The organism is Fervidobacterium riparium, assembly GCF_025370035.1.
Taxonomy (GTDB): domain Bacteria; phylum Thermotogota; class Thermotogae; order Thermotogales; family Fervidobacteriaceae; genus Fervidobacterium; species Fervidobacterium gondwanense.
The window spans coordinates 1,669,751-1,695,727 of sequence record NZ_CP009277.1; the positions used below are offsets into that span (position 1 = coordinate 1,669,751).

Annotated in this window: 24 protein-coding genes; 21 read left to right on the forward strand and 3 right to left on the reverse strand. The window is 39.5% G+C overall.

Features of this window, described 5'->3' with window-relative positions; genetic code table 11:
* Positions 1 to 2 precede the first annotated feature (2 nt).
* From IB67_RS07945 to IB67_RS07955, 3 genes are all read right to left on the reverse strand, one after another.
* Positions 3 to 1,121, reverse strand: a complete 1,119-nt coding sequence (locus IB67_RS07945; protein ID WP_339747922.1) for an FtsW/RodA/SpoVE family cell cycle protein — start codon at positions 1,119 to 1,121, stop codon at positions 3 to 5.
* Positions 1,114 to 2,046 carry a TIGR00269 family protein gene (locus IB67_RS07950; RefSeq protein WP_072759157.1) on the reverse strand — a complete coding sequence of 311 codons (933 nt, stop codon included), beginning with the start codon at positions 2,044 to 2,046 and terminating at the stop codon, positions 1,114 to 1,116. The genes IB67_RS07945 and IB67_RS07950 overlap by 8 nt, the downstream gene beginning before the upstream one ends.
* Positions 2,047 to 2,152: 106 nt before the next feature.
* On the reverse strand, positions 2,153 to 3,511 hold the full coding sequence (locus tag IB67_RS07955; RefSeq protein ID WP_072759155.1) for a Do family serine endopeptidase: 1,359 nt from the start codon (positions 3,509 to 3,511) through the stop codon (positions 2,153 to 2,155).
* 272 nt (positions 3,512 to 3,783) lie between these two features.
* On the opposite strand from IB67_RS07955, the gene IB67_RS07960 reads away from it, so the two are divergent.
* The 21 genes from IB67_RS07960 (at position 3,784) to IB67_RS08060 (ending at position 25,970) form a co-directional block, all read left to right on the forward strand.
* Positions 3,784 to 4,863 carry a tetratricopeptide repeat protein gene (locus tag IB67_RS07960; protein ID WP_072759153.1) on the forward strand — a complete coding sequence of 360 codons (1,080 nt, stop codon included), beginning with the start codon at positions 3,784 to 3,786 and terminating at the stop codon, positions 4,861 to 4,863.
* Entirely contained in the window at positions 4,848 to 5,564 is a 717-nt protein-coding gene (locus IB67_RS07965; RefSeq protein WP_072759151.1) for a prepilin peptidase, read from the forward strand. Before IB67_RS07960 ends, IB67_RS07965 begins: the two co-directional genes overlap by 16 nt.
* A 107-nt stretch (positions 5,565 to 5,671) precedes the next feature.
* The gene (locus IB67_RS07970) at positions 5,672 to 6,151 is read left to right on the forward strand and encodes a lytic transglycosylase domain-containing protein (RefSeq protein WP_072759149.1); all 480 of its coding nucleotides are present in this window, start codon (positions 5,672 to 5,674) and stop codon (positions 6,149 to 6,151) included.
* Positions 6,148 to 7,668 carry a bifunctional ADP-dependent NAD(P)H-hydrate dehydratase/NAD(P)H-hydrate epimerase gene (locus tag IB67_RS07975; RefSeq protein ID WP_072759147.1) on the forward strand — a complete coding sequence of 507 codons (1,521 nt, stop codon included), beginning with the start codon at positions 6,148 to 6,150 and terminating at the stop codon, positions 7,666 to 7,668. The genes IB67_RS07970 and IB67_RS07975 overlap by 4 nt, the downstream gene beginning before the upstream one ends.
* Before the next feature lie 28 nt (positions 7,669 to 7,696).
* A complete protein-coding gene (locus tag IB67_RS07980; protein WP_072759145.1) occupies positions 7,697 to 10,387 on the forward strand; it encodes a hypothetical protein in 2,691 nt (896 codons plus the stop codon).
* A gap of 29 nt (positions 10,388 to 10,416) precedes the next feature.
* Complete coding sequence (trmB, locus tag IB67_RS07985) at positions 10,417 to 11,385, forward strand: tRNA (guanosine(46)-N7)-methyltransferase TrmB (RefSeq protein ID WP_072759143.1); 969 nt, start codon at positions 10,417 to 10,419, stop codon at positions 11,383 to 11,385.
* A 52-nt stretch (positions 11,386 to 11,437) separates the two neighbouring features.
* On the forward strand, positions 11,438 to 12,430 hold the full coding sequence (locus IB67_RS07990; RefSeq protein ID WP_072759141.1) for an NAD(P)H-dependent glycerol-3-phosphate dehydrogenase: 993 nt from the start codon (positions 11,438 to 11,440) through the stop codon (positions 12,428 to 12,430).
* Positions 12,403 to 13,182 carry a nucleoside triphosphate pyrophosphohydrolase gene (gene mazG, locus IB67_RS07995; RefSeq protein WP_072759139.1) on the forward strand — a complete coding sequence of 260 codons (780 nt, stop codon included), beginning with the start codon at positions 12,403 to 12,405 and terminating at the stop codon, positions 13,180 to 13,182. The genes IB67_RS07990 and mazG overlap by 28 nt, the downstream gene beginning before the upstream one ends.
* Positions 13,179 to 13,880, forward strand: a complete 702-nt coding sequence (gene rlmB / locus IB67_RS08000; RefSeq protein ID WP_072759137.1) for a 23S rRNA (guanosine(2251)-2'-O)-methyltransferase RlmB — start codon at positions 13,179 to 13,181, stop codon at positions 13,878 to 13,880. Before mazG ends, rlmB begins: the two co-directional genes overlap by 4 nt.
* Entirely contained in the window at positions 13,881 to 14,372 is a 492-nt protein-coding gene (locus IB67_RS08005; RefSeq protein WP_072759135.1) for a hypothetical protein, read from the forward strand.
* Positions 14,369 to 15,487, forward strand: coding sequence for a THUMP domain-containing class I SAM-dependent RNA methyltransferase (locus IB67_RS08010; RefSeq protein ID WP_084634366.1), 1,119 nt, complete (start codon positions 14,369 to 14,371; stop codon positions 15,485 to 15,487). The genes IB67_RS08005 and IB67_RS08010 overlap by 4 nt, the downstream gene beginning before the upstream one ends.
* A 36-nt stretch (positions 15,488 to 15,523) precedes the next feature.
* A complete protein-coding gene (gene recG / locus IB67_RS08015; protein WP_072759131.1) occupies positions 15,524 to 17,854 on the forward strand; it encodes an ATP-dependent DNA helicase RecG in 2,331 nt (776 codons plus the stop codon).
* 68 nt (positions 17,855 to 17,922) lie between these two features.
* On the forward strand, positions 17,923 to 18,276 hold the full coding sequence (gene gcvH, locus IB67_RS08020; RefSeq protein WP_072759129.1) for a glycine cleavage system protein GcvH: 354 nt from the start codon (positions 17,923 to 17,925) through the stop codon (positions 18,274 to 18,276).
* A gap of 17 nt (positions 18,277 to 18,293) precedes the next feature.
* A complete protein-coding gene (locus IB67_RS08025; RefSeq protein ID WP_072759127.1) occupies positions 18,294 to 18,731 on the forward strand; it encodes a hypothetical protein in 438 nt (145 codons plus the stop codon).
* A 141-nt stretch (positions 18,732 to 18,872) separates the two neighbouring features.
* Positions 18,873 to 20,288, forward strand: a complete 1,416-nt coding sequence (gene pyk, locus IB67_RS08030) for a pyruvate kinase (protein ID WP_072759125.1) — start codon at positions 18,873 to 18,875, stop codon at positions 20,286 to 20,288.
* Between the two features lie 146 nt (positions 20,289 to 20,434).
* Positions 20,435 to 20,656 (forward strand): 50S ribosomal protein L28, encoded by a 222-nt coding sequence (gene rpmB / locus IB67_RS08035; RefSeq protein WP_072759123.1) that lies wholly within the window; start codon positions 20,435 to 20,437, stop codon positions 20,654 to 20,656.
* Between the two features lie 68 nt (positions 20,657 to 20,724).
* A complete protein-coding gene (locus IB67_RS08040; RefSeq protein ID WP_143145284.1) occupies positions 20,725 to 21,087 on the forward strand; it encodes a hypothetical protein in 363 nt (120 codons plus the stop codon).
* A gap of 31 nt (positions 21,088 to 21,118) precedes the next feature.
* Entirely contained in the window at positions 21,119 to 22,213 is a 1,095-nt protein-coding gene (gene alr, locus IB67_RS08045) for an alanine racemase (protein ID WP_072759120.1), read from the forward strand.
* Positions 22,210 to 23,193, forward strand: coding sequence for a 3'-5' exoribonuclease YhaM family protein (locus IB67_RS08050; RefSeq protein WP_072759118.1), 984 nt, complete (start codon positions 22,210 to 22,212; stop codon positions 23,191 to 23,193). Before alr ends, IB67_RS08050 begins: the two co-directional genes overlap by 4 nt.
* A 78-nt stretch (positions 23,194 to 23,271) precedes the next feature.
* Positions 23,272 to 25,323, forward strand: a complete 2,052-nt coding sequence (topA, locus tag IB67_RS08055; RefSeq protein ID WP_498875229.1) for a type I DNA topoisomerase — start codon at positions 23,272 to 23,274, stop codon at positions 25,321 to 25,323.
* Positions 25,324 to 25,346: 23 nt separating this feature from the next.
* Positions 25,347 to 25,970: a metallophosphoesterase family protein gene (locus IB67_RS08060; RefSeq protein WP_339747937.1), complete on the forward strand. Its 624-nt coding sequence runs from the start codon at positions 25,347 to 25,349 to the stop codon at positions 25,968 to 25,970.
* Positions 25,971 to 25,977 lie beyond the last annotated feature (7 nt).

A 25,977-nucleotide genomic window follows, 5' to 3' on the forward strand; every position in this document is an offset into this window, starting at 1 on the left:
AATTAGTCGATTACCTGCCTTGCTTTCTTTGAAATCGCTCTCGCTTTTATGAGCAAGCCAGCGATTGCAGAGAAGACCACGGTAGATGTACCTCCGTAACTTATGAATGGCAATGGTATGCCTGTGACAGGCAACATACCAAGGTTCATACCTATATTTTCGAAGACGTGAAATGAAAAAACGGCACAGACACCGATCGCTACGAATTCCCAAAATCTGTCCTTATACCTTCCGATATAGCTCAATCCAGCAAATATTATTGTACCATAAAGTACCAGCAAAATGATAGAACCTATTAGTCCAAATTGCTCTGCATAAGCTGAAAAGATGAAGTCGGTATACTGCATCGGGACTATGTGCATATTTGTTCCCGTGCCCAATCCGTAGCCCGTACCTGTCACTCCGCCATTTGCTATAACCGTCTTCGACATAATTGTATTGTATGCTCCGTACTGAAAGTGTTCTTGCGGATTAAATATAGCCAATATTCTTGCTCGTTGATAGTCTTTTAGCAGAAAGAAAAAAGCTAATGGCGCTATCAGCAGTCCGGCGCCAATTATTGCGAAAATGTATTTCTTATCAACATCGCTCGATAGTAGCATTGTAAACCATATGAAGAGCATCAAAATAGTCATACCTAAATCAGGTTCAAGAAAGATAAGCACGGCCGGAGAGACAGCTAACATGGATAGCAAGAACGCCTTTTCTTTTTGGTATTTTGAAAATATGTAAGCCATAAGAAGAATGATTGAAAATTTAAAAATTTCAGACGGTTGTAAATCAAATACACCAATGTCTATCCACCTTTTGGCACCGTACACAGATTTGCCTATGAACAGGACTAAAATTAGCAGTACCACTGAGGCACCGTATATGTATTTCAGATATTTTTGTATCCTTGTTTCCTTCTCGAATATTATGTAGAACATCACTACTATTGATACTAAGTCCCAAATCAACTGTTTCAGAAAGCGAGATTCTTGCGAAGTGCCAAGCACAACGCTTCTGAGTGTCAGTAAGCCTATTATCATTAATACTATGACATCTAAAATTATTATTATATCGAAAATCGAATATTCATTTTCTTTCATTTTCACTAACTTTGACTTGTACCTATGCATCTTTGCCTCCTTGTTTATGAGATTCACATAAGTTTTCGTTAACCCTTTCGACAAGCTTGCAGTATTGACACTTTTCCTCAGTTGTTGGAAATCCACAAACGGAACATTCCTTTAGCTCAACGGTATTCTCCGCTCTGAGAGTATTTCTTAGATTGTCAAAGTATCCAAAAAGTAGTCTGTGCTTAGCCCCGGGCTGCTCGTATTCAATTGCGTTTAAGTGTTTTTTATATGTTGAGCTCGTGGCTCCTTTGGAAAATGGACACTTCTGTTCCATAAATGGTATATCATTAAGGAACACATAAGCATACGTCTCTCGTTCAGAGACGTATATCAGCGGTTTCGCTTTTCTTACGAATTTATCGTGTGTTTTCTCCAACACGGGCCACTGTCTTGCCATGTATTCAACCTGCCAATTCAATATATTTCCGAAAAGAAAAGTCGCTTCGTCATCCATATTGTGTCCAGTTACAAGAACAGTAAAACCGTTTTCTACAGCATATCTGTTCATCCAATGGCGTCTAACAATGCCACATATACTGCAGACAGGCCTCTTAACGATTTGTGCCATCTCGCCTGTACCAAGCCCACCGAAGTGCTGTGTCACGTCGTATATGTTCACGCGAATTCCGGTGCGTTCTGCAAGTGCTCGGACAATTCTTTCAGCCGCATTCGTGTGTCGCCCCATTTTCAGAAATAATCCTTCTACGTTGTACCCGAGCTTATGAAGTGCATGTAATACTGCTGAGCTATCTTTTCCACTCGAGACAGCAACGAGAATTTTATCTTCCTTTGTAAACATTTTGAATTTATCTATGGCCCTTTGGACGCGTTTTTCAAAAAATTCAATGAAATGTTCTTTACACAGTCCAATGTTGTGTGCTCTAAGGTGAATAACAGCCTGATTCGAACACTTTTTACACTTCATGACCTGCCTCCTCAGTTTCGTTGTTGTAACCAAGTATAATTATACACAAAACCCCTGCTTTTGAACAGCAGGGGTTTGCCTTTTAACCAGTTATTGGAATCTTATATCAATATCTGAAGGAAAACACAGTGTTAACACCGTTGTAGTAATAGAATATCCCTATGTAATCGCCTTTCTTCACATTTTCAACAACTTTGTTCCAGTCATTTACGCTTTTCACATCGTACGAGTATCCGTTGACCGATATCCTGTAAATCACCGCGCCAACTTTTATGTAAGAATTTGTAGACTGCTTCACAATAACTCCGTCCAGACCAGCTGGAATCTTGTATGTAGACCTATCATTTGCCGTAATATCGCTGACTTTCATGTTGAAAAATTCCTTAGCGCTTTCAGACACGCCAGAACTTGTCTGTGATGGCAATTTTCCGAGCGTTACGTCGATTATCAGTTCTTTTCCTGAACGGTTTACTACAATTTTGACCTTAGTGCCTGGCGTGTAGTTTCTTGTCATTGATGTCAATTCTTCGGCGCTCTCTACAATGTTTCCGTTGAACTTTACTATTACGTCACCTTCTTTAATTCCTGCCTTTTCAGCTGGCGAACCCTTTTCAACTTGTGAGATGTAAACGCCCTTTGACACTTTTAATCCAAGGCTCTTTGCAAGTGCTTCAGTAACCGTTTGGATATACACTCCAAGATAAGCTTTCTCTACTTTTCCAGTTGCAATGATTTGATTTATGAATCTCTTAGCGGTGTTGATAGGAATCGCAAAACCTATGTTAGAAGCTTGGGTTGGGTTGATTATCGCAGTGTTGATGCCTATGACTTGTCCGTATATGTTTAGCAGAGGACCTCCACTATTGCCCGGATTTATTGCAGCGTCCGTTTGGATGAGACCAGTGTAATATCCACTTCCATCTGGTTTGGGGATTTTCCTGCCTGTTGCTGAAACAACACCAACTGTTACGGTATGTTGGAATCCGAGAGGATTTCCAATTGCTATCGCCCATTCACCGATATTAAGCTTATCAGAGTCGCCCAACTCAAGTACCGGAAGTGTCTTTGTTGGTTTTATTTTGATTACAGCTAGGTCAAGTTCTTCATCTCCTCCAATGTATTCAGCATCATACACGGAGCCGTCGAGCATCGTTACCGTTATTTTTTTCGCACCCTGAATAACGTGGAAGTTCGTCACGATGTAACCCTCTTTGCTGATTATGAATCCGGAACCAACACTGTTTGATTCTTCAAACTGTCGTGGTATATCTCCAAAGAACTGTTTATAGAACTCTCTGATGAAAGGGTCAATGTAAATCTCAGTTTGTGACACAACGTCAATCTTCACAACCGCTGGTGCTGTTGCTTTAACAACGTTGACAATCGGGCTTTGATAATCGGCGTTTACAATAGCGAATGTGCTTAGAGAAAGAATAATGAGTATACTCAAAAGTAGTTTTCTCATATAAAAACACCTCCTCTTTTGTTTTTGTTATATTGTGCAATTATATTATATCACCAGCAAGCTTAGAAAATTCTTAGAATGAAGAGTTTAAAAGAAATAGCTAAACAGTCATTTGTAAAATTTCGTAGTATTCACTTAAAATTCATTTTTGGCTATCTTATTTCAGCATGAAAGGTTTATTGCACACAGTTTTTTGCTGTTGCAACTATTTACTTTTATGAAAAAATATGATACAATGTAAATGGTACGTTACAAAACAGGAGGTGTTGTTAATGGTTATAAGACTCATCTTGGGCTCAAAAAGCGATATGTATTTCGATATTGATGAAGAAACGCCTATGCTGGTAATCTTACGTGATCTTTTCTATTCTGGTGATTGGCGTAACATGAAAAAGGATTTTGAGGATATTCAGCATCTGTACGATCAAATTCAAATGCTTGAAGCACTCGAGGAAAGGATAGCTTCTCTAAATGAAATCGTTTATGAACCGATTGTTTGGACCGAAGTTGTGGAGTTCCTTGAAAAATATGATTTGACACCTGAAAAATTACTTCATGCTACGGCTGACGGTTTGTACGAATTGGCCGTTGAATACTCTGATAAAAATTTGAACGAAGTTGCAAAAGATATTTTGAGGTTTATAATGAGATTGGACAAGAATTACGCCCCTGCGTATGAATTATACGGCAGTTTCTTACTTGAAGAAGGTGACATCGAGGGGGCTATCAAGTATTTAAATAGATCTATCGAACTGGATCCTTGGTTGATACAATCTTATTCGATAATCGGTGAAGCATACTACAACATGGGTAAATACGATAAGGCTGTGGAATACTGGGAAAAGGAGATCAAACTTTCGCCATCTAACACATTTACATATTTTATGCTCGCCGATGCTTACACAAAAATCAATGAGATTCAAAAAGCTATCGAAGTGCTCGAAAACTTCAGGAAAACATCTGAGAACAACATCATCGCTCTTTACGAACTTTCAGAGCTCTACGCAAAAGCAGGAAATGATGGAAAGGCTCGCGAATATGAAAGCTTGATACTTGAAATGGATCCAAAGAGCGATCCAAACGGTGTTGAGATTTGGGCAAAAGTGCACTTGAAGAAAGGAAATTACGAAAAAGTCATACAGACTGTTGAAACTATAATTAACGCCAACCCAGACGCAAGACATCTCAACCTGATACTCGCTGTTGCATATATAAAGATGAATCAAATCGAAAAGGCAAGAAGGATCGTCGATGAGTTGAAGAGTGATAACTTCTGGTATTTGTACGGCAAGAGAGAGTTCTTTGATGAACTACTTACTCAGTCGGAGAAAGAGCTATGTGGGATAAAATAGTGCTTTTGTTTTCATTTGTTATAGGCACGGTATTCGGTAGTTTTGCGAATGTTTTAATATATAGACCAATTGCGGGGCTCAAGATAAATGAGCCCCGTTTTTCAATGTGTCCAGTTTGCAAAAAAAGGATAGCTTGGTACGATAATATTCCGTTGCTGAGTTACATCATTCTCCGTGGGCGCTGTAGAACTTGCGGTAGCAAGATTTCTCTCAGGTACCCAATTATAGAGCTCGTCTTTGGTATAGTTTTCCTTCTTAACCATATCATCTTTCCTTTGGATATAGCTACCTGTTTTGATTTATTGTTCTTAGTAAATTTGCCAGCTGTATTTACAGATTTGAAGATGATGCTTCTTCCGGATTACACGTGGATTGTAACGCTTGGGGTTGGGATATACTTAAACATACAATATTTTCGTTCGTTCATACTTCTTGACCTTATAGGTGGTATACTTGCTCTATCCATACTTCTTTTTTTAAGATGGAGATACAAAGGAGGTATCGGAGAGGGCGATATTTTCCTTTTCCCGGTTTATTCTTTCGCTGTAGGTTTTTTGTTCATGCCATTCTTGATGTTTATTTCCTCCATAAGTGGGCTTCTTTTTTCCAAGTTCCGTAAAAGCAGAGTTGTACCATTTGGTCCTTTCATTATAGCGACCGGATACTTATTTTTGATGATAAGGTTAATAAATAATATATAGGAAATTTTTAAGCATATCTAAAATTGTCCAATGAAGTGTGATGTGTTATAATTTAAGTCAGTGGAAAGATCCGAAAAAACTTATACCAATTTTCAGGAGGCCAAGTAATGCGAGTAACAATCGCAATTTTACTTTTTGGTATTATAATTTTCTTTTCTTTTTTTGTTAGAATCATGCCCTTGAAGTATTATGACATAGTTGTTCAGTACTCTGGAAAATTGGATCCGTTACTTGTTGTAAGTGTCATAAGGACAGAAAGCAGTTTTAGACCAGATGCTGTTTCAAATATGGGAGCCTACGGTTTAATGCAGCTTATGCCGTCAACAGCAGAATGGGTGAACAAAAAGTTCAAAACAAACTATGACTACACAACCATTGAAGGAAATATTGCCTTAGGCTGTCTTTATTTGAACTACTTGCTTGAAAAAGATGGAGATTTGAAGACTGCACTTGTACATTACAACACAGGCCCGTACGCTCCGGACGATGTAAAAAGTGATGCGGGTGAGCGATATGTTTTTAAAGTGATGCGATATTACAAGCTTTACACCTTCCTTTATGGAAGGTTGGGGGGAATGAGAAGATGATTGTGCTGACAAGTGCTCAAATGAAAGAGCTTGAAAAGAAGACTATCGAAGATTTTGAAATCTCTGAAGAGATTTTAATGGAGAGAGCGGGCATATCGGTTGTCCAGTCGATATGGAATGAATACGGCGACTTAACTTCAAAGAGTTTTGTCGTTGTTTGCGGTACAGGCAATAATGGTGGAGATGGATATGTTATCGCGAGAGATTTGCTCAACTATACGGAAGCCGTCAGAGTTATTTCTTTGGGTGAGCCAAAAACTGACATAAGCAGGAAAAATCATAGCAGGTATCTTAAACATGGTGGTGTTTGCTACAACTTTAATGATATAGGAATTGAGGAAACCTCAAAAATCATATCAGAAGCTGATATCGTTATCGATGCGCTTTTCGGAACAGGTCTGAATAAAGATATCACTGACGAAAAGATAACAAGCTTAATAGAACTTATGAACATTTATTCAAAGTGCATTGTTTCGGTTGATATACCATCCGGCGTTTGTGCTGATAGCGGAAAGATAATGGGAAGTGCGATTCAAGCTGATTTGACAGTTACATTTGGCTATGCCAAACCCGGTCATTTGCTTTTCCCTGGTCGTGAACTCACAGGCAAGTTAAAGGTAGCACGCATTGGCATTCCTACCTTAGACATATTGTATACAGGTATTCAACGCCATCTTCTTACAGAAGACGAAATAAAATTGCCAGAAAGGCCAAGATGGGCGAACAAAAGCACTTTTGCCGAAGTTATAATAATAGGAGGTTCAAAGAAGTACGTTGGAGCCCCAATACTGACGGCTCTTGCCGCACAAAGAAGTGGGGCCGGAATGGTGAAGATATTATCACAAAAAGAGGTTTGCCGGTGTGCACTTAACCATGATCCCTCACTTATCTGTGTCGATATTGGTGAGAGCTTTAACGGTAAACATGTCTTGGAGTATCTTGAAAATTTGAAAAATAACACTGTTATTGTAGTGGGACCTGGATGGGACTTAGAAAATCTTGAAGAGAAGCTTAATATTCTTGATTATCTGATCAGGTTGCCGAATCCACTTATAATAGATGCTGATGGTTTGAATATCCTTTCGAACAAGACAAGCATGCTAAAAATGAAGAGTTTTGAGAAGAACATTATACTGACGCCTCACCCAGGTGAATTCTCAAGATTGACCGGAGAAACTATCAAAGAAGTGAAGCAGAATTACGAAAGGGTCGAAAGTTTTTCACGAAATTATAATGTGATCACCGTTTTGAAAGATTCAACATCGATAATTTCAGATGGAGCCAATACCTATTTCAATATAACCGGAAACACGTCCCTTTCAAAAGCAGGCAGCGGCGATATTCTTTCAGGAATCATAAGCGCTCTCTTATCGCAGCATCTTGAATCCATTGAAGCAGTTAAGACTGCTGTTTATAAGCTTGGCTTAGCTGCGGAACTCGTGCCAAACGAAGGTATGAATAGTGCGTTTCAATTACTGAACCTTATACCTAATACCATGGCGAAACATACGAAATAAGAGGTACAACATCTTGGGGGGAATGTAAATGGATTTTGGAACTTTCAACTCTCAGAATGGAAATGGTTTTTCGAATCTTTCCGAGTCAGTTGAACGGTTTATAAGAACACTTATAGCTAATAATGAACTATCTCTTGCCAGAAACATCCTTAGCGCACTCGGTAAGAATTACAATCACCTCCTTTTTGAGCTCGAAGTAAAGGCTGGAAATTACTCAAAAGCTGTTGAGATATTCAACTACCTTTCCGAACAGCATCAGCGTTCTTACTTACATATAGTTGACGCGATTGAAAAAGACTCTTCACGTATTTCGGAAGCCTTGGAGAAAATACTTAAAGAGGTACAAGCAGAGAATTATCCAATAGCGATTGCAGAATTGCAGAAGGTAAAGAAAGAATTCCCGCAAGTAACCGAGATAGTAGCAACGGAATTGCTTGCTGCAATGAGACGTGGAGATTCTAAAAAAATCCAACTCCTAAAAGATATCCTAAGACAACTTGATAAAGGGCATCCAGTTCTGTTGCAGATAAAGAAGGGCAAATCTTTTTCAAATTTGCTATTGCCATTAGCCGTGATATTGCTTTTTGTCATTGTATTTGCTAATTTTATAATCTCTTTCATAGACTTTACTCATCCTGGCGGGCTGGAGCTTTCCGGCGTTATGAAGAGGCTTGATTCTCTTAGTAAACAACTCGAAGAATACAATGGAAGAATTGACGAACAGTACAAAAAGCTCTCAGAAACTGTCGAGAGCATTAGAGCAAGTCTCGAATACCTCGATAAGAAGTTGGACATACAATTACAGACCAGTACCTCCGGAAATGTAGATCCAAGTAATTTGGTGAATGCACTATATGATCAGCTTGGCTACATAAAATCGAAGCTTGTAACTGTTGAGAGCGAGATTTCAAATCTATCAAGAAGTATTACCTCTGTCAAAGCTAATACCACAATAGAAAAGGAGCCGGAGCAGACAGTAGTTTATAATACATATAACTCGATAGATACTTCTATGATCCAGAAGTTAGTAAACCAAGTCCAATTACTGAACGGTAAAGTAGAACAAGTGGAAGCTAAAATGAACAAGATACAAGACTTCTTAGTGTCAAAAGTTCAAACACAGGCTGATTCACAAAGTGTTTCTCAAACTAATGTTGAAGACGTGAATGATGAAATCATTCTAAAGCTTGATGCAGAATTTAAGACCTTAAAAGAGAGAATATCTAATCTTGAGGTTGCCATGATTGAACTTTCAAGAAAAGTGACTGAGAATAACGTGGCTGCCTTGGAAAAGAAAATCGATGCAATCTTCCAACAGCTGAGTGACATAACCTCGGTCATCTTGAGAGGAAACTCGGCAAGTGAAAGAGGCGATACGTTACAATCGTACGATATAGTGAGCAGACTGAGTAATATTGAGTTAGAAATTGTTTCTATCACATCTGAAATGAAAGAAATCAAAAATGCAATGTCTTTACTCAGAAGTAGTGTTGAAGAGAACCAGAAAAACCTTTCTGCATCACGTAATAGCGATTCTCAGCTGTTATCTTTAGACCAAAAGGTGTCTGAACTCCTGAAGCTGACAAATTCTATGAAAGACTCTATAGATGAGCTGAGCAACCAAGATAACACGTACAAATCTGATAAGACAACACAAACTGACTTAACTGTATTGAAAAAAAAGATAGATGATATTTCTAAACAGCTCACGGAATTAAGCTCGAGCATTGCAAGAATAAGTGCATCAGCCGAGAACGGAAAGGACTCCGAGATATCTAACATAACCGATAAATTGAATAGTATTGAGTCAGGAATTCTCACAAGGGTAGAGGATATATCTAAACAGTTGGCTCAGCTGAGTACGAAAATTTCAGAGATAAGTACCGTGAAAAGTGATGAGGTTAATCCAGAAGTATCTGGTATGATCGACAGACTAAACAACATAGAATCACAAATTAACGCAATTACGTCCGAAATAAAAGAAGTTAAAGACAGTGTTGGAACACTGAGCAAAGATGTTCGAGAGAAGACTGCAACATCATTAAGTGATAGTTCTGAATTACAAGCTCTAAGTCAGAAAGTATTTGAGCTTTCGAAACAGGTAAATGAGATAAAGAATTCTTTAAATTCGCTAAGTGGGCAAAATGAGACTTACAGGTCTAACTTATCTAGTATGGATACTAAACTCTCATCTCTTTCTGAAAGTATTACAGATTTGAGAAACCAGTTATCAAAAATGTCGAGTGAATTTGATAGTTTGAAAGCCAGCCTTTCAACATTATCGTCAAAGGTAGATTCATTGTCCCAGAAAGTTATAGATAGTAATTCTTCTAACACTGTGAAAAAAGAAAATGACAGCAGCCAAACGAACAAAACTACAAGTAACGGAAGCGTAAGCGCAGATACCAACAATTCTAATGGTAGCCAACAAAATGTACAAGAAATAATAAGGCAGACAAAGGATTTAAGAGAACTGTTCTTGATTGGTCTGCGCTTCTACACAAACGGAAATTACAGCAACGCGAGTGTTATATTTGATTATCTAGAAGTTCAGCTAAAGGACATTGACGTTTATTTCAAAGAAGACGTATATTATTACAACATACTTTGTTACATAAATCAGGGTAAGGTGGACTTAGCTCGCCAGAAATACGAAACATACAAGAAAGTGTATCCCACAGGTCAGTACAGAAGCGAGCTTGCAAGTTATTTCAAATAGTTAAATAAATGCAATGTGAGGTGTTAGTCTTGAGTAGTGTTTTTGAGGGAAAATCATCTTCAAATCTTTACGTTCGCGAGATAAAGCCTGCTGATTTCGATTACCTACCGTTAGATTGGAGTAAGATATTTGGAAACAATAACAATTTGATTGTCGAAATAGGGTTCGGTGGCGGAGAATTTTTGCAACGTTATGCGTCGAAACATCCTGAGAAAAATTTCGTTGGATTTGAAGTCTCAATTACATCTATGAAAAAAGCACACAATAGAATAAAGGATCTTGAAAATGTTAGGTTAGTAATTACAGATGCGCGATTTGGAATGCGTGAATTCTTTGGACCAAAGAGTGTTGAAAAGGTGATAATGAACTTTCCAATTCCTTGGGATAAAAAATCGCACGAAAGAAGAAGGGTTATAGTTCCGGAGTTCTTTGAGACACTTTCAAATGTACTCGAAGATGACGGAACTTTCGAACTTGCGACCGATGTCGAATGGTATGCACGGCAAACTATAGAGATAGCCCAGGAAAAAGGTTTTGAATTGATGAGTTTTGTGGAGAATCCGGACAGAGAGATTAAGACAAGGTACGAGCAGAAGTGGATAAAGTACGGAAGAAATATTTATTCTGTAATCTTGAGAAAAAAGACTCATCTTGAGGTCGAAAGATTGATAGGAGGGCATCATGAAATGCCACATGCAAAATGTGCGGTCAACGAAAGCAAATTTGATGAACTGAAAGGAAAAGTGTTCAAGGACAGGTCAAAGGTAGTGGTTGTAAAGGGCTTGTACAAACAGATGGAAGGAAAGGCTTATTTGATAAAGATAATCTCAACCGATGGTGAATTTCAGCAGCACTATTATTTAGTAGCGTATCCAGAAGACCTTTCGGAAGAAAATTCAAAAGAATGGATTATAAAACTTGACAGCGCTTCAAATCCTTACAGAACACCGGCTGTTAAGTGGTCTGTACAAGTTTTGGCTGACTTTCTGTCGCAATGATGCTGCATAGTATTGTAACATTATCTTTGAATTCTTTATGGGGTGGGTATTTATGAAATACTTTGTCCTTGGTGCAGGCAGTTGGGGGTGTACTATCGCCCAACTTCTCAAAGACAACGGTCACGATGTAATGCTGTGGGCTCATACAAAGGAACATGCTGACGATTTAAATAAAAGAAAAACGATGCCACACATTCCGGATGCGAAATTGGACGTATTAGTCACGAACGATATAAATGAAGGGAAAACTGCAGATGTCATAGTCCTTGCAGTTCCTGTCCAATACATAAGAGGAGTGCTTGAAAAGATAAATTTCAAAGTTAACGTTATTCTGAACTTGTCGAAGGGTATTGAGATATCTTCGGGGAAGAGAGTTTCAGAAATTGTTGATGAAGTATTGAAATGTCCGTATGCGATCCTTTCAGGTCCTTCACACGCTGAGGAAGTAGCGTTACACCTGCCTACCGCAGTTGTAGTTGCTGGGCACATGGCTGAAGTATTCCAAAAAGAGTTCTCGAACGAGTATTTTAGAGTCTACGTGCACGATGATGTAGCAGGTGTAGAGCTGGCGGGTGCATTAAAGAACGTTATAGCGATAGCGGCTGGTATAGTTGATGGGCTGGGCGGTTGGGACAATGCAAAAGCGGCGTTAATTACGAGAGGGTTGTACGAGATTGCGAAGTTCTCAGCAGCGTTCGGAGCTAATCCACTAACGTTTATGGGACTTGCTGGAATTGGTGATCTTGTTGTCACCTGTGGAAGTAAGCACAGCCGAAATAGAAGATATGGCGAAATGGTGGCAAAAGGGTATGACCCTATACACTTGCTGGAAGCAAGTAAAGAGATTGTAGAAGGTGCTTACACTTGTAAGGCAATAATAGAGAACTACGGCGATAAATTCGATCTTCCGATAATATCGGAAGTATACCAAGTTATCTACAACAGAAAATCACCTGTTGAGTCGATAAAATCGTTGATGAACAGGAGTTTAAAAGTAGAGATGGGGGAAGTAATGAAATGGCTGGAAGAGAATTTGAAAGATTAGTGGAGATAATGGCAACACTCCGTGGCGAAAATGGATGCGATTGGGACAAAGCACAAACTCACGAAACTCTTAAACCATACTTGATTGAAGAAGCGTACGAAGTCCTAAACGCTATTGACTTAAATGACGACGAAGAATTAAAAGAAGAACTTGGCGATGTGCTTCTGCAAGTTGTTTTTCACTCGCAAATCGCTTCAGAACGCGGTGCTTTTACGATAAAGGACGTAATCGATACACTGAACGATAAACTCATTAGAAGGCATCCACATGTATTTGGAGATGCGCAAGGGTACTCTTATGCTCGTTGGGAAGAGATAAAGGCAAAAGAGAAAGGCGAAAAGAGAAGAACGAGCATAGGAGACGTGAATCACGCACTACCGGGATTGTCTCTGGCACGCAGAGTGCAAGAAAATGCAGCGGGCGTGGGATTTGATTGGACGAAAATCGAGGACGTCTGGGATAAAGTTGAAGAAGAGATAGAAGAACTACGAAGAGCAAAAAACCAAGAAGAAATAGAAGAAGAATTTGGCGACTTGCTATTTGCGATTGTGAATCTTGCGAGGTTTATGAATGTTGATCCTGAGAGTGCTATCAGAAAGGCTACAGAAAAGTTTATCCTAAGGTTTGAAAAGATGGAAAAGATGATAGAAAACGACGGGAAAAAGTTAGAGGGCATGACTTTGGAAGAGATGGACAGTTACTGGAACTCAGTCAAAAGTAAAGAAGAGAAAGAAGAGGATGAGAACGCATGATAGTTTATGGAAGGAACGTGCTTAGAGAATTGCTTCTCAGCTCACAACCTGTTAAAATGATTTACTTTTCAGATTCACACGATAAAGACCTCGACGAGCTGATTGAAAAAGTCAAAGAGAAAAGACTGCCTTTTACGATAGCGCCTAAGCAGGTTCTCAAAAGACTCTGTGGAGAAGAGAAGAATCAAGGTGTTGTTATAGATATAGGCGAATTTCAGTATTATGACGAATCATATCTTCCGGAGAATCCGTTCATCGTTTTGCTTGATCAAGTTCAAGATCCACAGAACCTTGGCTCGATAGTTAGAACATGTGTGGCTGCTGGTGTTGATATGGTCGTCTTGACGAAAGATAACAGTGCACACGTAACACCGGGTGCAATAAAAGCATCTGCAGGTACGATATTTCGTATACCGATAGTCATAGTGGTCAACTTAGCACGTTATATTGAGAAACTCAAAGAAAAAGGGGTTTGGATTTACGGAGCGCACATGCAAGGAAAACCCATCTGGGATATAGAACTTTCAAGACCACTTGGTATAGTTCTGGGTAATGAGGGAAGTGGCATTCGGCAGCTTGTGAAGGAATCTTGCGATGATTTGATAGCGATACCTATGAAGACACCAATCGATTCTCTAAACGTCTCTGTGAGTGCTGGTATAATAATTTATGAAGTCTTGAGAAGAGAGATGAGATAAGTGAAAATTTTATCTGGAAGTCACTTTATCTCGAGCGAATACGATGTTGACATACTTATAACAACAGATGTAAAAGGCTATAATTTCTCAGTACCTTATACTTTTTATTTCGATGGCAACAAAGTGTATATTTATCAATACGGAATACTCAAATACACGATCGATAAGAAAATCGATGTCAAATTTGAAGACTTCATACTAAGAGTACTAATAGGAAACGAGATAGGCATAATTGAAAATTACGATAAAGCAAAACCAGACTTGTTTGTCTGCTTCGAAAAGACTAACTATCCGTCGAAGTTCTTTTACAGAAAAGCGCAGATGTGGGTAGGTGCTCAAGTTAGTAATGTGAATGTTTTTGGGCATATAATATACAATGGTGTTGTTAACAGAATGTTATTTTCCTCAAAATCTCAAGACGGAAGGTTATTTGAAGGCACGACGTACGTGTTATTAAATAACGAAGAGCTCGTCTTCGGCAATCAGGAGTGATTATTTTGTTCGAATCGGACAATTCTAACTTAGTCACCTTAGTTGCTTTCTGTACTTCAGGGTTGGAAGGTGCGGTGGCCGTTGAGCTCAGAAAATACGGATATAAAATCGTATATTCCTCCTCAGGGAGGATATTTTTTACTGCGCCATTAAATGATATACCTTTTCTAAATATGAAAATAAAATCAGCAGACAGGATCACAATACTTGTCGCAAAATTCCATGCTGAAACGTTTGATGAGTTATTTGCCGGCGTTAGGAGTTCGAATCTGAATAAGTATGTTGAAAAAAACGCCAAAATTGTTATTGAAAAATTAAAGATAACAAATTCTAAGCTAAGCGCCACAGGTGCTGTTGCATCAGTGGCAAAAAAAGCGATGATGGAAAACATAGGTGGCAGCAACGAAAGTGGTCCGATATATGAGGTGATATTGCTCATAAAAGACAATGAAGTGCATCTGATTTTGGACACAACAGGAAGCGATTCACTTTCAAAGCGCGGATATAGAATAAAGAGTGGTAAAGCGCCACTAAGGGAAACGATCGCGGCTGGTATCATTCTTCTTTCAAGGTGGAGTGGAGGTCCACTATTTGACCTGTTCTGCGGTAGTGGAACTATACCTATTGAGGCATCAACTTTGGAACTTCCGAATGTTCGTCGAAAGTATTCATCAGAAGAATGGAAAATTCTGAAAGAGATTTGGAAGAGGACGAAAAGAGATCTTAGAGATGAATTCAAAGCGTATGATGTGAATGATGGCATAATTGTTGGAAGCGACAAAGATTGCAAGGTGATTCAAATAGCTCGAGAAAATTACAGGCGAGCGATAGAGGTTTTTGGCTCGGCGCGCAATGCTGAATTCAGATGCTCTGACTTTAAAGATTTAACAGTTTTCGAAGATAGGGCGTGGGTTATTTCCAACTTACCTTATGGAGAACGCCTCAAAGGAGAAGAAATATTATCATTCCTTCCAAAATTGAGAGAAAAATTCCCAAATTCGAACTTCTACCTTCTGCACCCGAGCGGAGAGCTCGAAAAACTCTTGGGGAAGGCAAGTAAGAAAATCAGGTTCCAGAACAGTGGTATATGGACTTACCTTTATATGTATTATTAAAGCAATGTTAAGTGGCATAGCGAAAGAGGTGGCCTGATGCTACTTATTGAGGAATTCATGGATAATTGTTATGAGCTGTCTGGCGATATAACAGAAAATAATCTTAAAGCACTCATCGAATATATAGATGATAATTTTGAACGCATTGATGATCCTTTGTTAAGTGATTTTGTGGTAAGGAAAAAGCTTGAAGAGTTTAGGGATTACATTGTCAGTGCTGAAAAATTACCTACTCAGAGAGTTTTGAACAGACTGTCGCAAGTTAGAGGTATGGTAGAGAGATTTAAGTATAATTATTTAACATATAAAATTGAGTGCCTTGATGGTTACAACCCGCTCGATGTAGCAATCAAGTATGCGAAAGGTGTTGGGCCATCGAGAGAAAGACTTCTCAGAAAGCTTGGGATTGAAACGATAAATGATTTGATCAATTATTTTCCGAGAGATTATGAAGACAGAAGAAAAATCATCCCTTTGATGTACCTGCGAGAAAATGAGAAAGTCACGACTAAGGGCATAATAAAGAGTGTTGAAAAGACAAGAAAGGATAACCTCGTTATAATCAGTGCATTACTGCAAGACGGGATAAGCCAAGTATTGTTAAAATGGTTCAATCAGGAATTCAGAGAACTTGAGATCAAACAGCTCATAGGCAGAGAAGTCTACGTCACGGGCACGACAAAGAGAGGGTTCTTCGGAGCTATGGAGATCCAGAACCCAGAAGTATCGATCAGCGATACACCCGAACGCACAATACTGCCGATATATCCATTAACCGAAAATCTTAGCCAAAAGGTTATAAGGAAAATAGTGTCGGACAATATTGGAAGTGCTTGCAACTTGAGAGAAGTTATTCCACAGGAAGTTTTAGAAGAGAGAAAGCTCGTGGATATCCACACGGCATATGCTGGGATGCACTTCCCAAAAAGCGTCTTCCACCAAAAGATCTCCAGAAGGCGATTAGCGTACGAGGAACTCTTGCTCTTTCAAATTGCGCTCTTCTTATCAAAAGCCAATATCCAGCAAATTGGAGGTATTGCTAAGGAATTTACAGGCGAGTTGAGTAAGAAATTCATTTCTCAACTTCCATTTAAATTGACAAATGCTCAAGTTAGAGCCCACGTGGAAATACAAAATGACTTGAAAAGTCAGAATCCGATGAATAGACTGCTCCAAGGTGACGTTGGAAGCGGTAAGACATTGGTTGCAGAGCTTGCGATTGTTGATAACTACGAGGCAGGGTATCAAAGTGCTTTTATGGTTCCAACATCCATACTTGCAATGCAACATTTCCAGAAAGTATTCACTCATTTAACGAACCTTGGAATAAGGGTAGCTCTTCTTATCGGATCAACATCTCAAAGAGAAAAAGAACGGATAAAGTTCGGATTGAAAAACGGGGATATAGATGTGGTGATAGGCACTCATGCGCTCATACAAGAAGATGTGCACTTTGCGAACTTAGGGCTTGTAATCATAGATGAACAACACAGATTCGGTGTTAAACAACGCGAAGAGCTTATATCCAAAGGCAAAGTAGTCGATACGCTGATCATGACAGCTACTCCGATACCGAGAACACTTTCGCTAACGTTATATGGCGACCTCGATGTTTCAGTCATCGACGAGATGCCACCTGGAAGAAAGGAAATCAAGACATTTACGATGAGGCACACACGTGCGAAAGATGTGTATAAGTTTGTCAGAGAACAGGTGACCGAAAATGGTGACCAAGCCTATATAGTTTATCCTCTCATAGAACAGTCGGATGCTATCAATGCAAAGGCGGCGGAAGAGATGTATAGAATGCTTACAAAAGACATCTTTGCCGATATTCCAACAGGATTAATTCACGGTAGAATGTCTGACGATGAAAAAAACGAAGTGATGGTAAAATTCGCAAGCGGAGAATTGAAGATTCTAATCTCAACATCGGTCATAGAAGTTGGAGTAGACGTTCCGAATGCCACCATTATGGTGATTGAAAATGCAGAAAGATTTGGGCTTGCGCAACTCCATCAATTAAGGGGAAGGGTAGGAAGGGGAGAAAAGCAAAGTTACTGCTTCCTTATAGTCAGCGAAGCTGGGGAAGAGGCTTGGGATAGGTTACAGTTCTTTGCGAGCACAAATGACGGATTCAAGATTTCAGAGTACGATTTAAAATTGAGAGGACCTGGAGAATTTTTCGGTACACGTCAGCACGGTTTACCAGAATTCAGAGTAGCTGATATAATTTCTGATACTGAATTGATGCTCTTAGCACGTGAAGATGCAAAAAGGATAGTCGAGAACTATTCAGATAGTGATATAATTAGCAAGGTTTTTGAGTTATACAGAGATAGAATAAAATTTTTAGATGTTGGATAATTACTGTCTGTGTGATATAATGAAAAATGGTTATTAATCTTGAATTTAAAAAGGGGAGGTATCTTTCAATGAAAAGGTTTGCGAAAACGCACGAATGGTATGATAACGAGACAGGATATGTTGGCGTAAGCCAGTACGCGCAAGAGCAACTCGGGGATATTGTCTACGTTGACCTTCCAGCAGTTGGAAAAGAAGTAAAGAAGGGTGATGTAATAGTTTCTTTGGAAAGTGTTAAAGCAGCTGGTGATGTTTACGCTCCAGTCAGTGGCAAAATCGTGGCAGTTAACGACAAAGTCAATACGAATCCTGAAATTATAAACCAAGACCCAGAAGGGGAAGGCTGGCTTGTGAAGATTGAAGCATCAAACCCTGCGGAATTCGATGAACTCATGAGTGAAGAAGAGTACAGAAAATCACTCTAAGGAGATGTGATACATAGATGACAAATGTCAACGCTTATTCAGTATTGATGTTTATAGCAAACATCGTTCTTGCGGTTCCCATCATACTTTCTGTTATACAGCAATCAAAGGCTTCTATGAATATTGCAAATGTAGTCTCTATGGTTTACATACTCATCTCCGTTTCCTTCTTCTCAGGAGATTTTAAGACATTCTTTACAAAGCTTGGCTTGTCGATTTCACCAGTAGCTTACGTGATATTAGCTGTTTTGACTTTCATAATAGCTCGAGATTTCGGAGAGCTCAGAGTAAGGCAAGGCATGCACAAGACAGTCTACATGAGCATTCTAATGATTGCTTTGAATGTCATAGACTTCTTCTGGGTAAAAAGTGCGGCGTTTATACCTCTGTTCTCGATTACTTGGGCGTTTGTTGTTGTTCTAATAATAGGTATTACGAAGTGGAACATCGATTAACAGACAATAGTTGCTTTTGAAACCCCTGCATGAAAAGGTGCAGGGGTTTTTCTTTATAGTTAAATACTTGAATCTACGAAGGATGTGATATAATAGCATACGGTCTAAAAGGTGAGAAATAATTAGATTGGAGGTGCAAAAATGAGAAAAACAAAAATCGTTGCCACTATTGGACCTGCAAGCGAATCGGAAGAGAATATAACCAAACTGGTGCAGTGCGGCGTTAATGTTTTCAGGCTCAATTCATCTCACGAGACTATTGAGGTTCACGGGGAGCGTATAAAAAGGCTAAAAAGAGTGAGAGAAAAAGGTTATCCTTTGGCGATACTACTTGACCTTGCAGGACCAAAGATAAGAACGGGAAAATTCGAAAGTGACTACGTGACTTTAAAAGAAGGGGAATACTGTGAAATCGTGTGTGGTGAAGAATTTGTTGGAAGTGAAAAGAGATTTTGGATTAACTACGATAAGCTTTATCAAGAGATAAAATCTGGTGAAAAGATACTTATAAACGATGGAGCTGTTGCGTTGACGGTTGACAGTGTCGATGTCGAAAAAAAGACTATAACATGTATCATCGAAAGGGGCGGTACTATAACACATAAGCGTGGCGTTAATCTTCCTGGGGTTGATGTATCCATTCCTTCGATTACGGAGCGGGATAAGGAATTCATAAAACTCGGAAATGAGGAGAGAATAGATTACTTTGCTCTCTCCTTTGTGAGGAAGGCAAAAGATATAGAAGATGCGAAAAAGCTTACTGATATCCCCATTGTAGCAAAGATAGAAACGGTTCAAGCCCTCGACAATTTGGAAGAAATAATAATAAAATCAGATGCCGTAATGGTAGCAAGGGGAGACCTTGGTGTCGAGATACCAATTTCGCAAGTACCAATTGCTCAGAAGAGAATTATTGAAATATCTAATCTTTACAAGAAACCCGTCATAACTGCGACCCAGATGCTTGAGAGTATGATAAACAACGCGACGCCTACAAGAGCGGAAGTTACCGATATCTCGAACGCAATACTTGATGGCACTGATGCGATAATGCTTTCAGCGGAAACATCTATAGGTAAATATCCTTGCGAAGCTGTTAAGGTTATGGACGAGGTAGCGCAGAATACGGAAAAATATATGGAAGAATACGAGACATTCAAATTGGACTGGTTAAAAGAGTATTCGTCCAGCTTGGATCTGCCGAGCGCCATCTCTTACTCTGCTACTACTCTGGCGAAGAATATAGACGCGAAGATGATCATAACAGCTACAAGTACCGGTTCAACGGCGATACACGTTTCTAAATTCAAACCGGCAATACCAATAATGGCAGCAACGAATTCGTATGAAACATACTGCAGGCTTTCACTTGTTTGGGGTGTTTTACCAGTTATGCTTGAAGAAAATTTGTCAACCGATGAGATGATCGAGAGCGTTACAGAAAAAGCCAAGAAACTTGGATTTGTGAATTCGGGTGATAAAGTAGTCATCGTTGCTGGAATACCGTGGGGTAAACCAGGAACGACTAATACCGTACAGGTGCAGGAAATAAAATAAGAAAATGTAATAAAAATACCACTTGAATTTACAGGGAGAATTGGTATAATATACCACGTAGCAGTCTTTTCTGTTAGCATTGTCATAACACGGGAATGCTAAAAAGCGATGAAGCAATTAATATTGGAATAAAGGAGGAAGCGGTCATGGCAAAGTGCGAAATATGCGGGAAAGAACCAAGAGCAGGAAAGAATGTCAGCCACTCGAACAGACACACGAACAGATGGTTCAAGCCAAATGTTCAGAAAGTTAGGGTTCTTCTTGACGATGGTACAGTCAAGAGAATGAGTGTTTGTACAAGCTGTCTCAAGGCCGGTAAGGTAAAGAGATACGTTAGCAGATCTCAATCAGTTGAAGTAGAAGCATAAAAAGCGGGGACATCCCCGCTTTTTTTAAAGCTGTAAAAGACTGAAAGCTTATGTGAAGTGATTATATGGTGCTAAAAGTTAAAAAATGGTACAAGATATTGAATCTATTAGTTCTATCATCGAGCACACCGTTCGTGCTCTATCTTTTTTCTCTTCCGTTATCTGATTTCGTAACTTTCGTGATTATCTTAGCTTATTTTATTTTAGTCATAATGTTTGCCGAAAGCCTGATTTTTAAAATAGAAATAAAAGGTAGCAAATTGAAATCGATGTACTTTTCAATAGACTTGAGTGATATAATTGGTGTGAAGAGTGGAATTTTAGAAACTGTCATAAGAACGAGATGGAGGATTTACAGAATACCTCCCGTGGATGGTGTTAATAAAATTGGCCGGATGACAAACATGTTAGTTGTTGAAAGAAAAGAATAATAATTGAACGATTACCAAGGGGGCAGGGCAAGTGGAGAGTAGAAGAACATACGCGGTGATAAATGTAAGGAACTATTTGAGCAATCTGAAATTTTTTCAAGAGCACTGTGCTCCTGCTAAGGTTATGCCTGTGGTGAAAGCGAATGCATACGGGCACGGAGCCGTTGCGCTTTCGAAAGCAGCGGAGCGCTTCGGAATAGACTTTCTTGCTGTTGCGTTTTTGGAAGAGGGCGTAGAACTAAGAAAGCACGGCATAAAATCCGAAATACTCGTCTTTAACTACGTTGCACCAGATATGCTCCATGTGGCCGAGCAGTACAATTTAACGATTACCCTTTACTCTTGGGAACAATTATGGAGATATACAAAATATGCTTTTAGGCCGAAATGCCATATAAAAATCGACACAGGTATGAGAAGATTAGGAGTTTTCCCATCTGAAGCGAAAGAATTTCTGTTAGCCGCAAGGAAGGCGAATTTTGTAATTGACGGTGCTTACACGCATTTTGCGGTTGCCGATAGTTCGGAAGAAGGCGATGTGGAATTTACTGAAAAGCAAGCTGAGGAATTCAGAAAATTGGACTTAGATGTAAGAATTAAACACGTATGCAACAGTGGCGCCGCACTGTCTAAGGTTGTTAATTGCTTTGATTACGTAAGAGTCGGTATAGCAAGCTATGGGCTTCAACCTAGCGATACAGTTCGGAGCGACTCACTAAAACCTGTTTTGGCCTGGAAATCGGTTGTTTCGCATGTCAAAAACATCCAGCCAGGCGACACTGTGAGTTATGGCAGAACATTCACCGCTTTCAGTGAAATGAAAATAGCCACAATTCCTGTTGGATATGCGGACGGTTATTGGAGAAGCCTTTCGAACAAAGGATACGTACTGATACACGGCGAGAGATGCCCCATAGTTGGGCGAGTGTGCATGGATCAATTCATGGTTGACGTATCACATTTGCCAGAGGTCAATATTGGTGACGAGGTTGTTTTGATAGGAAGACAAGGAGATAAAATCATAACAGCCGAAGAGATCGCACAACTTGTTGGTACTATAAATTACGAGGTAACATGCCGGATATCTGAAAGAGTTCCGAGAAAATACGAGGGGATGGAACTGTGAGTAATCTGAGAGAAGCACTGGAAAAGTTGAGACCGCCTTACGCGGAAGAGTTGAGGAATTTTGTTGATAGGGAAATCGATGGAGTGTTCAAAGTAAAAAGTAAACGACTCCAAGAGACAAAGGACGGGAAAAAGTTTCTACTACTGACCCTTGAAGACAGAACAGGAAGCGTAAGGGCAATAGATTGGTACAATGCAGAACTTAACGACCAAGTTTTGCAACCTGGCAACGTTGTCAGCGTTTCGGGAAAAGTAGTTTATTTCGAAGAGAAAGTTCAAATAAACATCTTGAATTCACAAAGCGCTGTTAGGAAATTGACCGAGAACGAGTACGATGTTGAGAGATTTGTTGGAAGTGTAAAGAACGTTGAAGAGCTCTATAAGACGCTATTGAGGCTCGTTGATAAAGTACGCGATAACGACTATAAAGAAATTCTGAAAAGGTTTTTTGTGGAAGATGTGAGTTTTGCAGAGGCGTTTAAGAACGCCCCTGCTGGTATGAAAATCCACCATGCCTACAGGGGCGGATTGTTGGAACACTCGGTTAATGTTGCAAAGATAGTTGAGAGTGTTTGCAACATCTACGATGACCTCGATAAAGACCTGCTCATAACTGGAGCACTACTTCACGATATTGGAAAAGTAAAAGAATACGTTATAAACCAAAAAGGTATAGAGGTAACCACCGATGGTGAATTGATGGGACATATCCTGATGGGCGTTGAGATGCTCTCTCAAAAAGCAAGGGGCATAAGTTACGACAAAATTCTGCGCTTAAAACACTTAATAGCTTCGCACCATGGGGAATTCGAGTGGGGTGCACCAGTGCTCCCGAAAACGCCGGAGGCATTAGTTCTTCATTTTGTAGAGAACATGGACTCCAAGATAAATAGAGTCTTTCAAATAATAGATAAGGAAGACAGAGAGAAAGAATGGAGCGAATATGACTCGAACTTGAGCAGAAGATTTTTCCTTAGGTAATTCTTTGATAATGTCTTTTCAGCAGTTTCATCTAATCGAAGAACTATGGTGAAAGTAAATTGTTAAGTGGGTGATAATATGAGCGATGCAACAAAGAACAAGAAAAGGACAAAAACACAATCTTCAGGCGAGATTGAAAACGAAACGGGCAGCGGCAAAAGAAAGGTAATAATTGTTGAATCGCCTGCGAAGGCTAAGACTATAGAGGGAATACTTGGAAAGGATTATCAGGTTATCTCTTCAAAAGGACACATAAGAGATTTGCCTCAAAAACAGTTTGGCGTTGACTTAAATTCACTTAAGTTGGATTTCGAAATTATACCAGGCAAGGAATCAGTAGTTGAGCAGATTAAAAAGACCACTGAAGGAAAGGAAGTGTATTTGGCATCCGACCAGGACAGAGAAGGAGAAGCCATTGCTTGGCATTTGGCAACAATTCTCGGAGTGAAGGGGAAGAATAGAATTACTTTCTCCGAAATCACTCCTCGCGCAATACAGGAAGCTGTTAAAAATCCGCGAGAGATAGATATGAACAAAGTAAACGCTCAACTCGCCAGAAGAGTGTTAGACAGGATAGTGGGTTATAAGATAAGCCCACTTCTGTGGCGTATCATAAAAGACGCGCGAAGTGCTGGAAGAGTTCAGTCAGCAGCACTCAAAATTATATGCGAAAAAGAAAGAGAAAGATACAGGTTTGTTCCACAGAAGTATTATAAAGTTTGGATTGAGATAGCCGAACTGAAGGCTTATCTTACGAAAATCAACGGTAAAAAAATAAAACCAACTGATGTAACGAAAGAAATTGCTGATGACGTTTTGAAGGATGTTAAAAATGTGAAGTTAATAGACATAGAAATCAAAGAGGTCAGGAAGAATCCTCCACCCCCATTTATTACAAGTACGCTCCAACAAGATGCGGCGAGCAAACTTGGATTTCCAGTCTCCAAGACGATGAAAATCGCCCAAGAACTTTACGAAGGTATCGATATTAAGAACGGACACAGGGCGTTCATAACTTACATGAGAACAGATTCTACGAGAGTATCCGAAGAGGCTCAGGAGGCAGCAGAGGAGTTTATTTTGAATAATTTTGGCAAAGAGTACTTGGGAAATCTACAACCAAAAAAATCTTCATCAAAAACGAAGACTAAAGTTCAAGACGCTCACGAATGTATAAGACCGGTCGATATAAGTTTGACACCGGAAAAGGCTAAGGAATTACTTGATAAGGACCACTACAAGATTTACGAACTCATATGGAAAAGATTCATCGCTTCTCAGATGAGCAGTGCAGTTTACAAGCAATACAGTTATGACTTTCAATCAGACAAATACATATTCGAAGCTACTATCAGAGAAAGAATATTTGACGGATTTGAAAAGGTCTACACAATCGATAACGAAGCTAGCGAGGAGCACAAAGAACTGAGGATAGGTGAAGTATACAACGTGGAGCCGAAAACAGTTGAATCGGAAACCACGCCACCGGACAGATACAGCGAAGCATCAATTGTTAAGACGCTTGAGGCTGAAGGGATCGGACGGCCGAGTACATACGCTACCATAATTCAAACACTTTTAGATAGGAAATACGTTGTCAAAAACAAAAGAACATTAGTTCCAACGATATTAGGTTTTGTTGTCAATCATTACCTCGAGCAGAGATTTCCTGACATAGTGGATAAGAATTTTACAGCGGAAATGGAGAAACAACTCGACGAGGTGGAGAATGGAAAGAAGGACTGGAAAGAAGTTGTTAGAATGTTCTTGTCCGAATTCGGAAAGGATCTGCAGAAAGCTGAAAAGGAATTCTTCAGCATAGATTTTGATACTGATTTGAAATGTGAAGACTGCGAGGGAAACTATAAACTTAAGGTAGGGAAATTTGGACTTTATCTCCATTGTCCAAAATGCAAGACGAATAAATCTTTGAAAAACGATATTTTCGGAGTTATCGATAATGGAAAGTTGTACGTTTTGAAAGAAGCACAAGAACCTGAATCAACAGATGAAGAAGGCTCAACTGGGGAAGAGAAAAGAAAAAGATACACAAAGCCAAATAAAGCAAAAGGTTCAAAAACACCTAAAACATCGAAAGCGTCGAAATCTAAAAAGACGGCTGGAAAATAGGAATAATCTGGTGGTAAATCGACATGAGTCTATGGGCAGTGGGTGATATCCACGGTTGTCTCAGAAGTTTAGAAAGATTGATTTCTGAGATTTCACCAAAACCAGAGGATAAACTCGTGTTCCTCGGTGATTATATTGATAGAGGACCCGATTCAAAAGGCGTTGTCGATTATTTGATCTCACTTTCAAAGCAAACGCAGTGTATATTTCTTCGTGGGAATCACGAGCAGATGCTCCTTGATGTGATAGATGGAAATGACGACACATACTTGTGGTTAATAAACGGTGCGCAGGCTACGTGGAGAAGTTATGGAAATCTGAACGAACTGGCTTTAAACGAGGAGCATATGAATTTCTTTAGAAATACTAAGTATTATCACATCGAAGATAGTTTCCTTTTTGTACACGCTGGAGTTCGACCGAATGTCCCTTTGGAAAGGCAAGACTCGAGGGACTTAATTTGGATAAGGGAAGAGTTCATACTTAAAAAACACAACCTCGGTTATATAGTGGTATTCGGGCATACTCCGATGGAAGACGTATATGTAGGCGAAGATAAAATAGGAATCGATGCGGGTTGCGTATACGGTGGTATGCTGACAGCGTACGAAGTCAAGAGTAGTAGAAAAGTACAAGTGAGGTGCTGAGAATTAA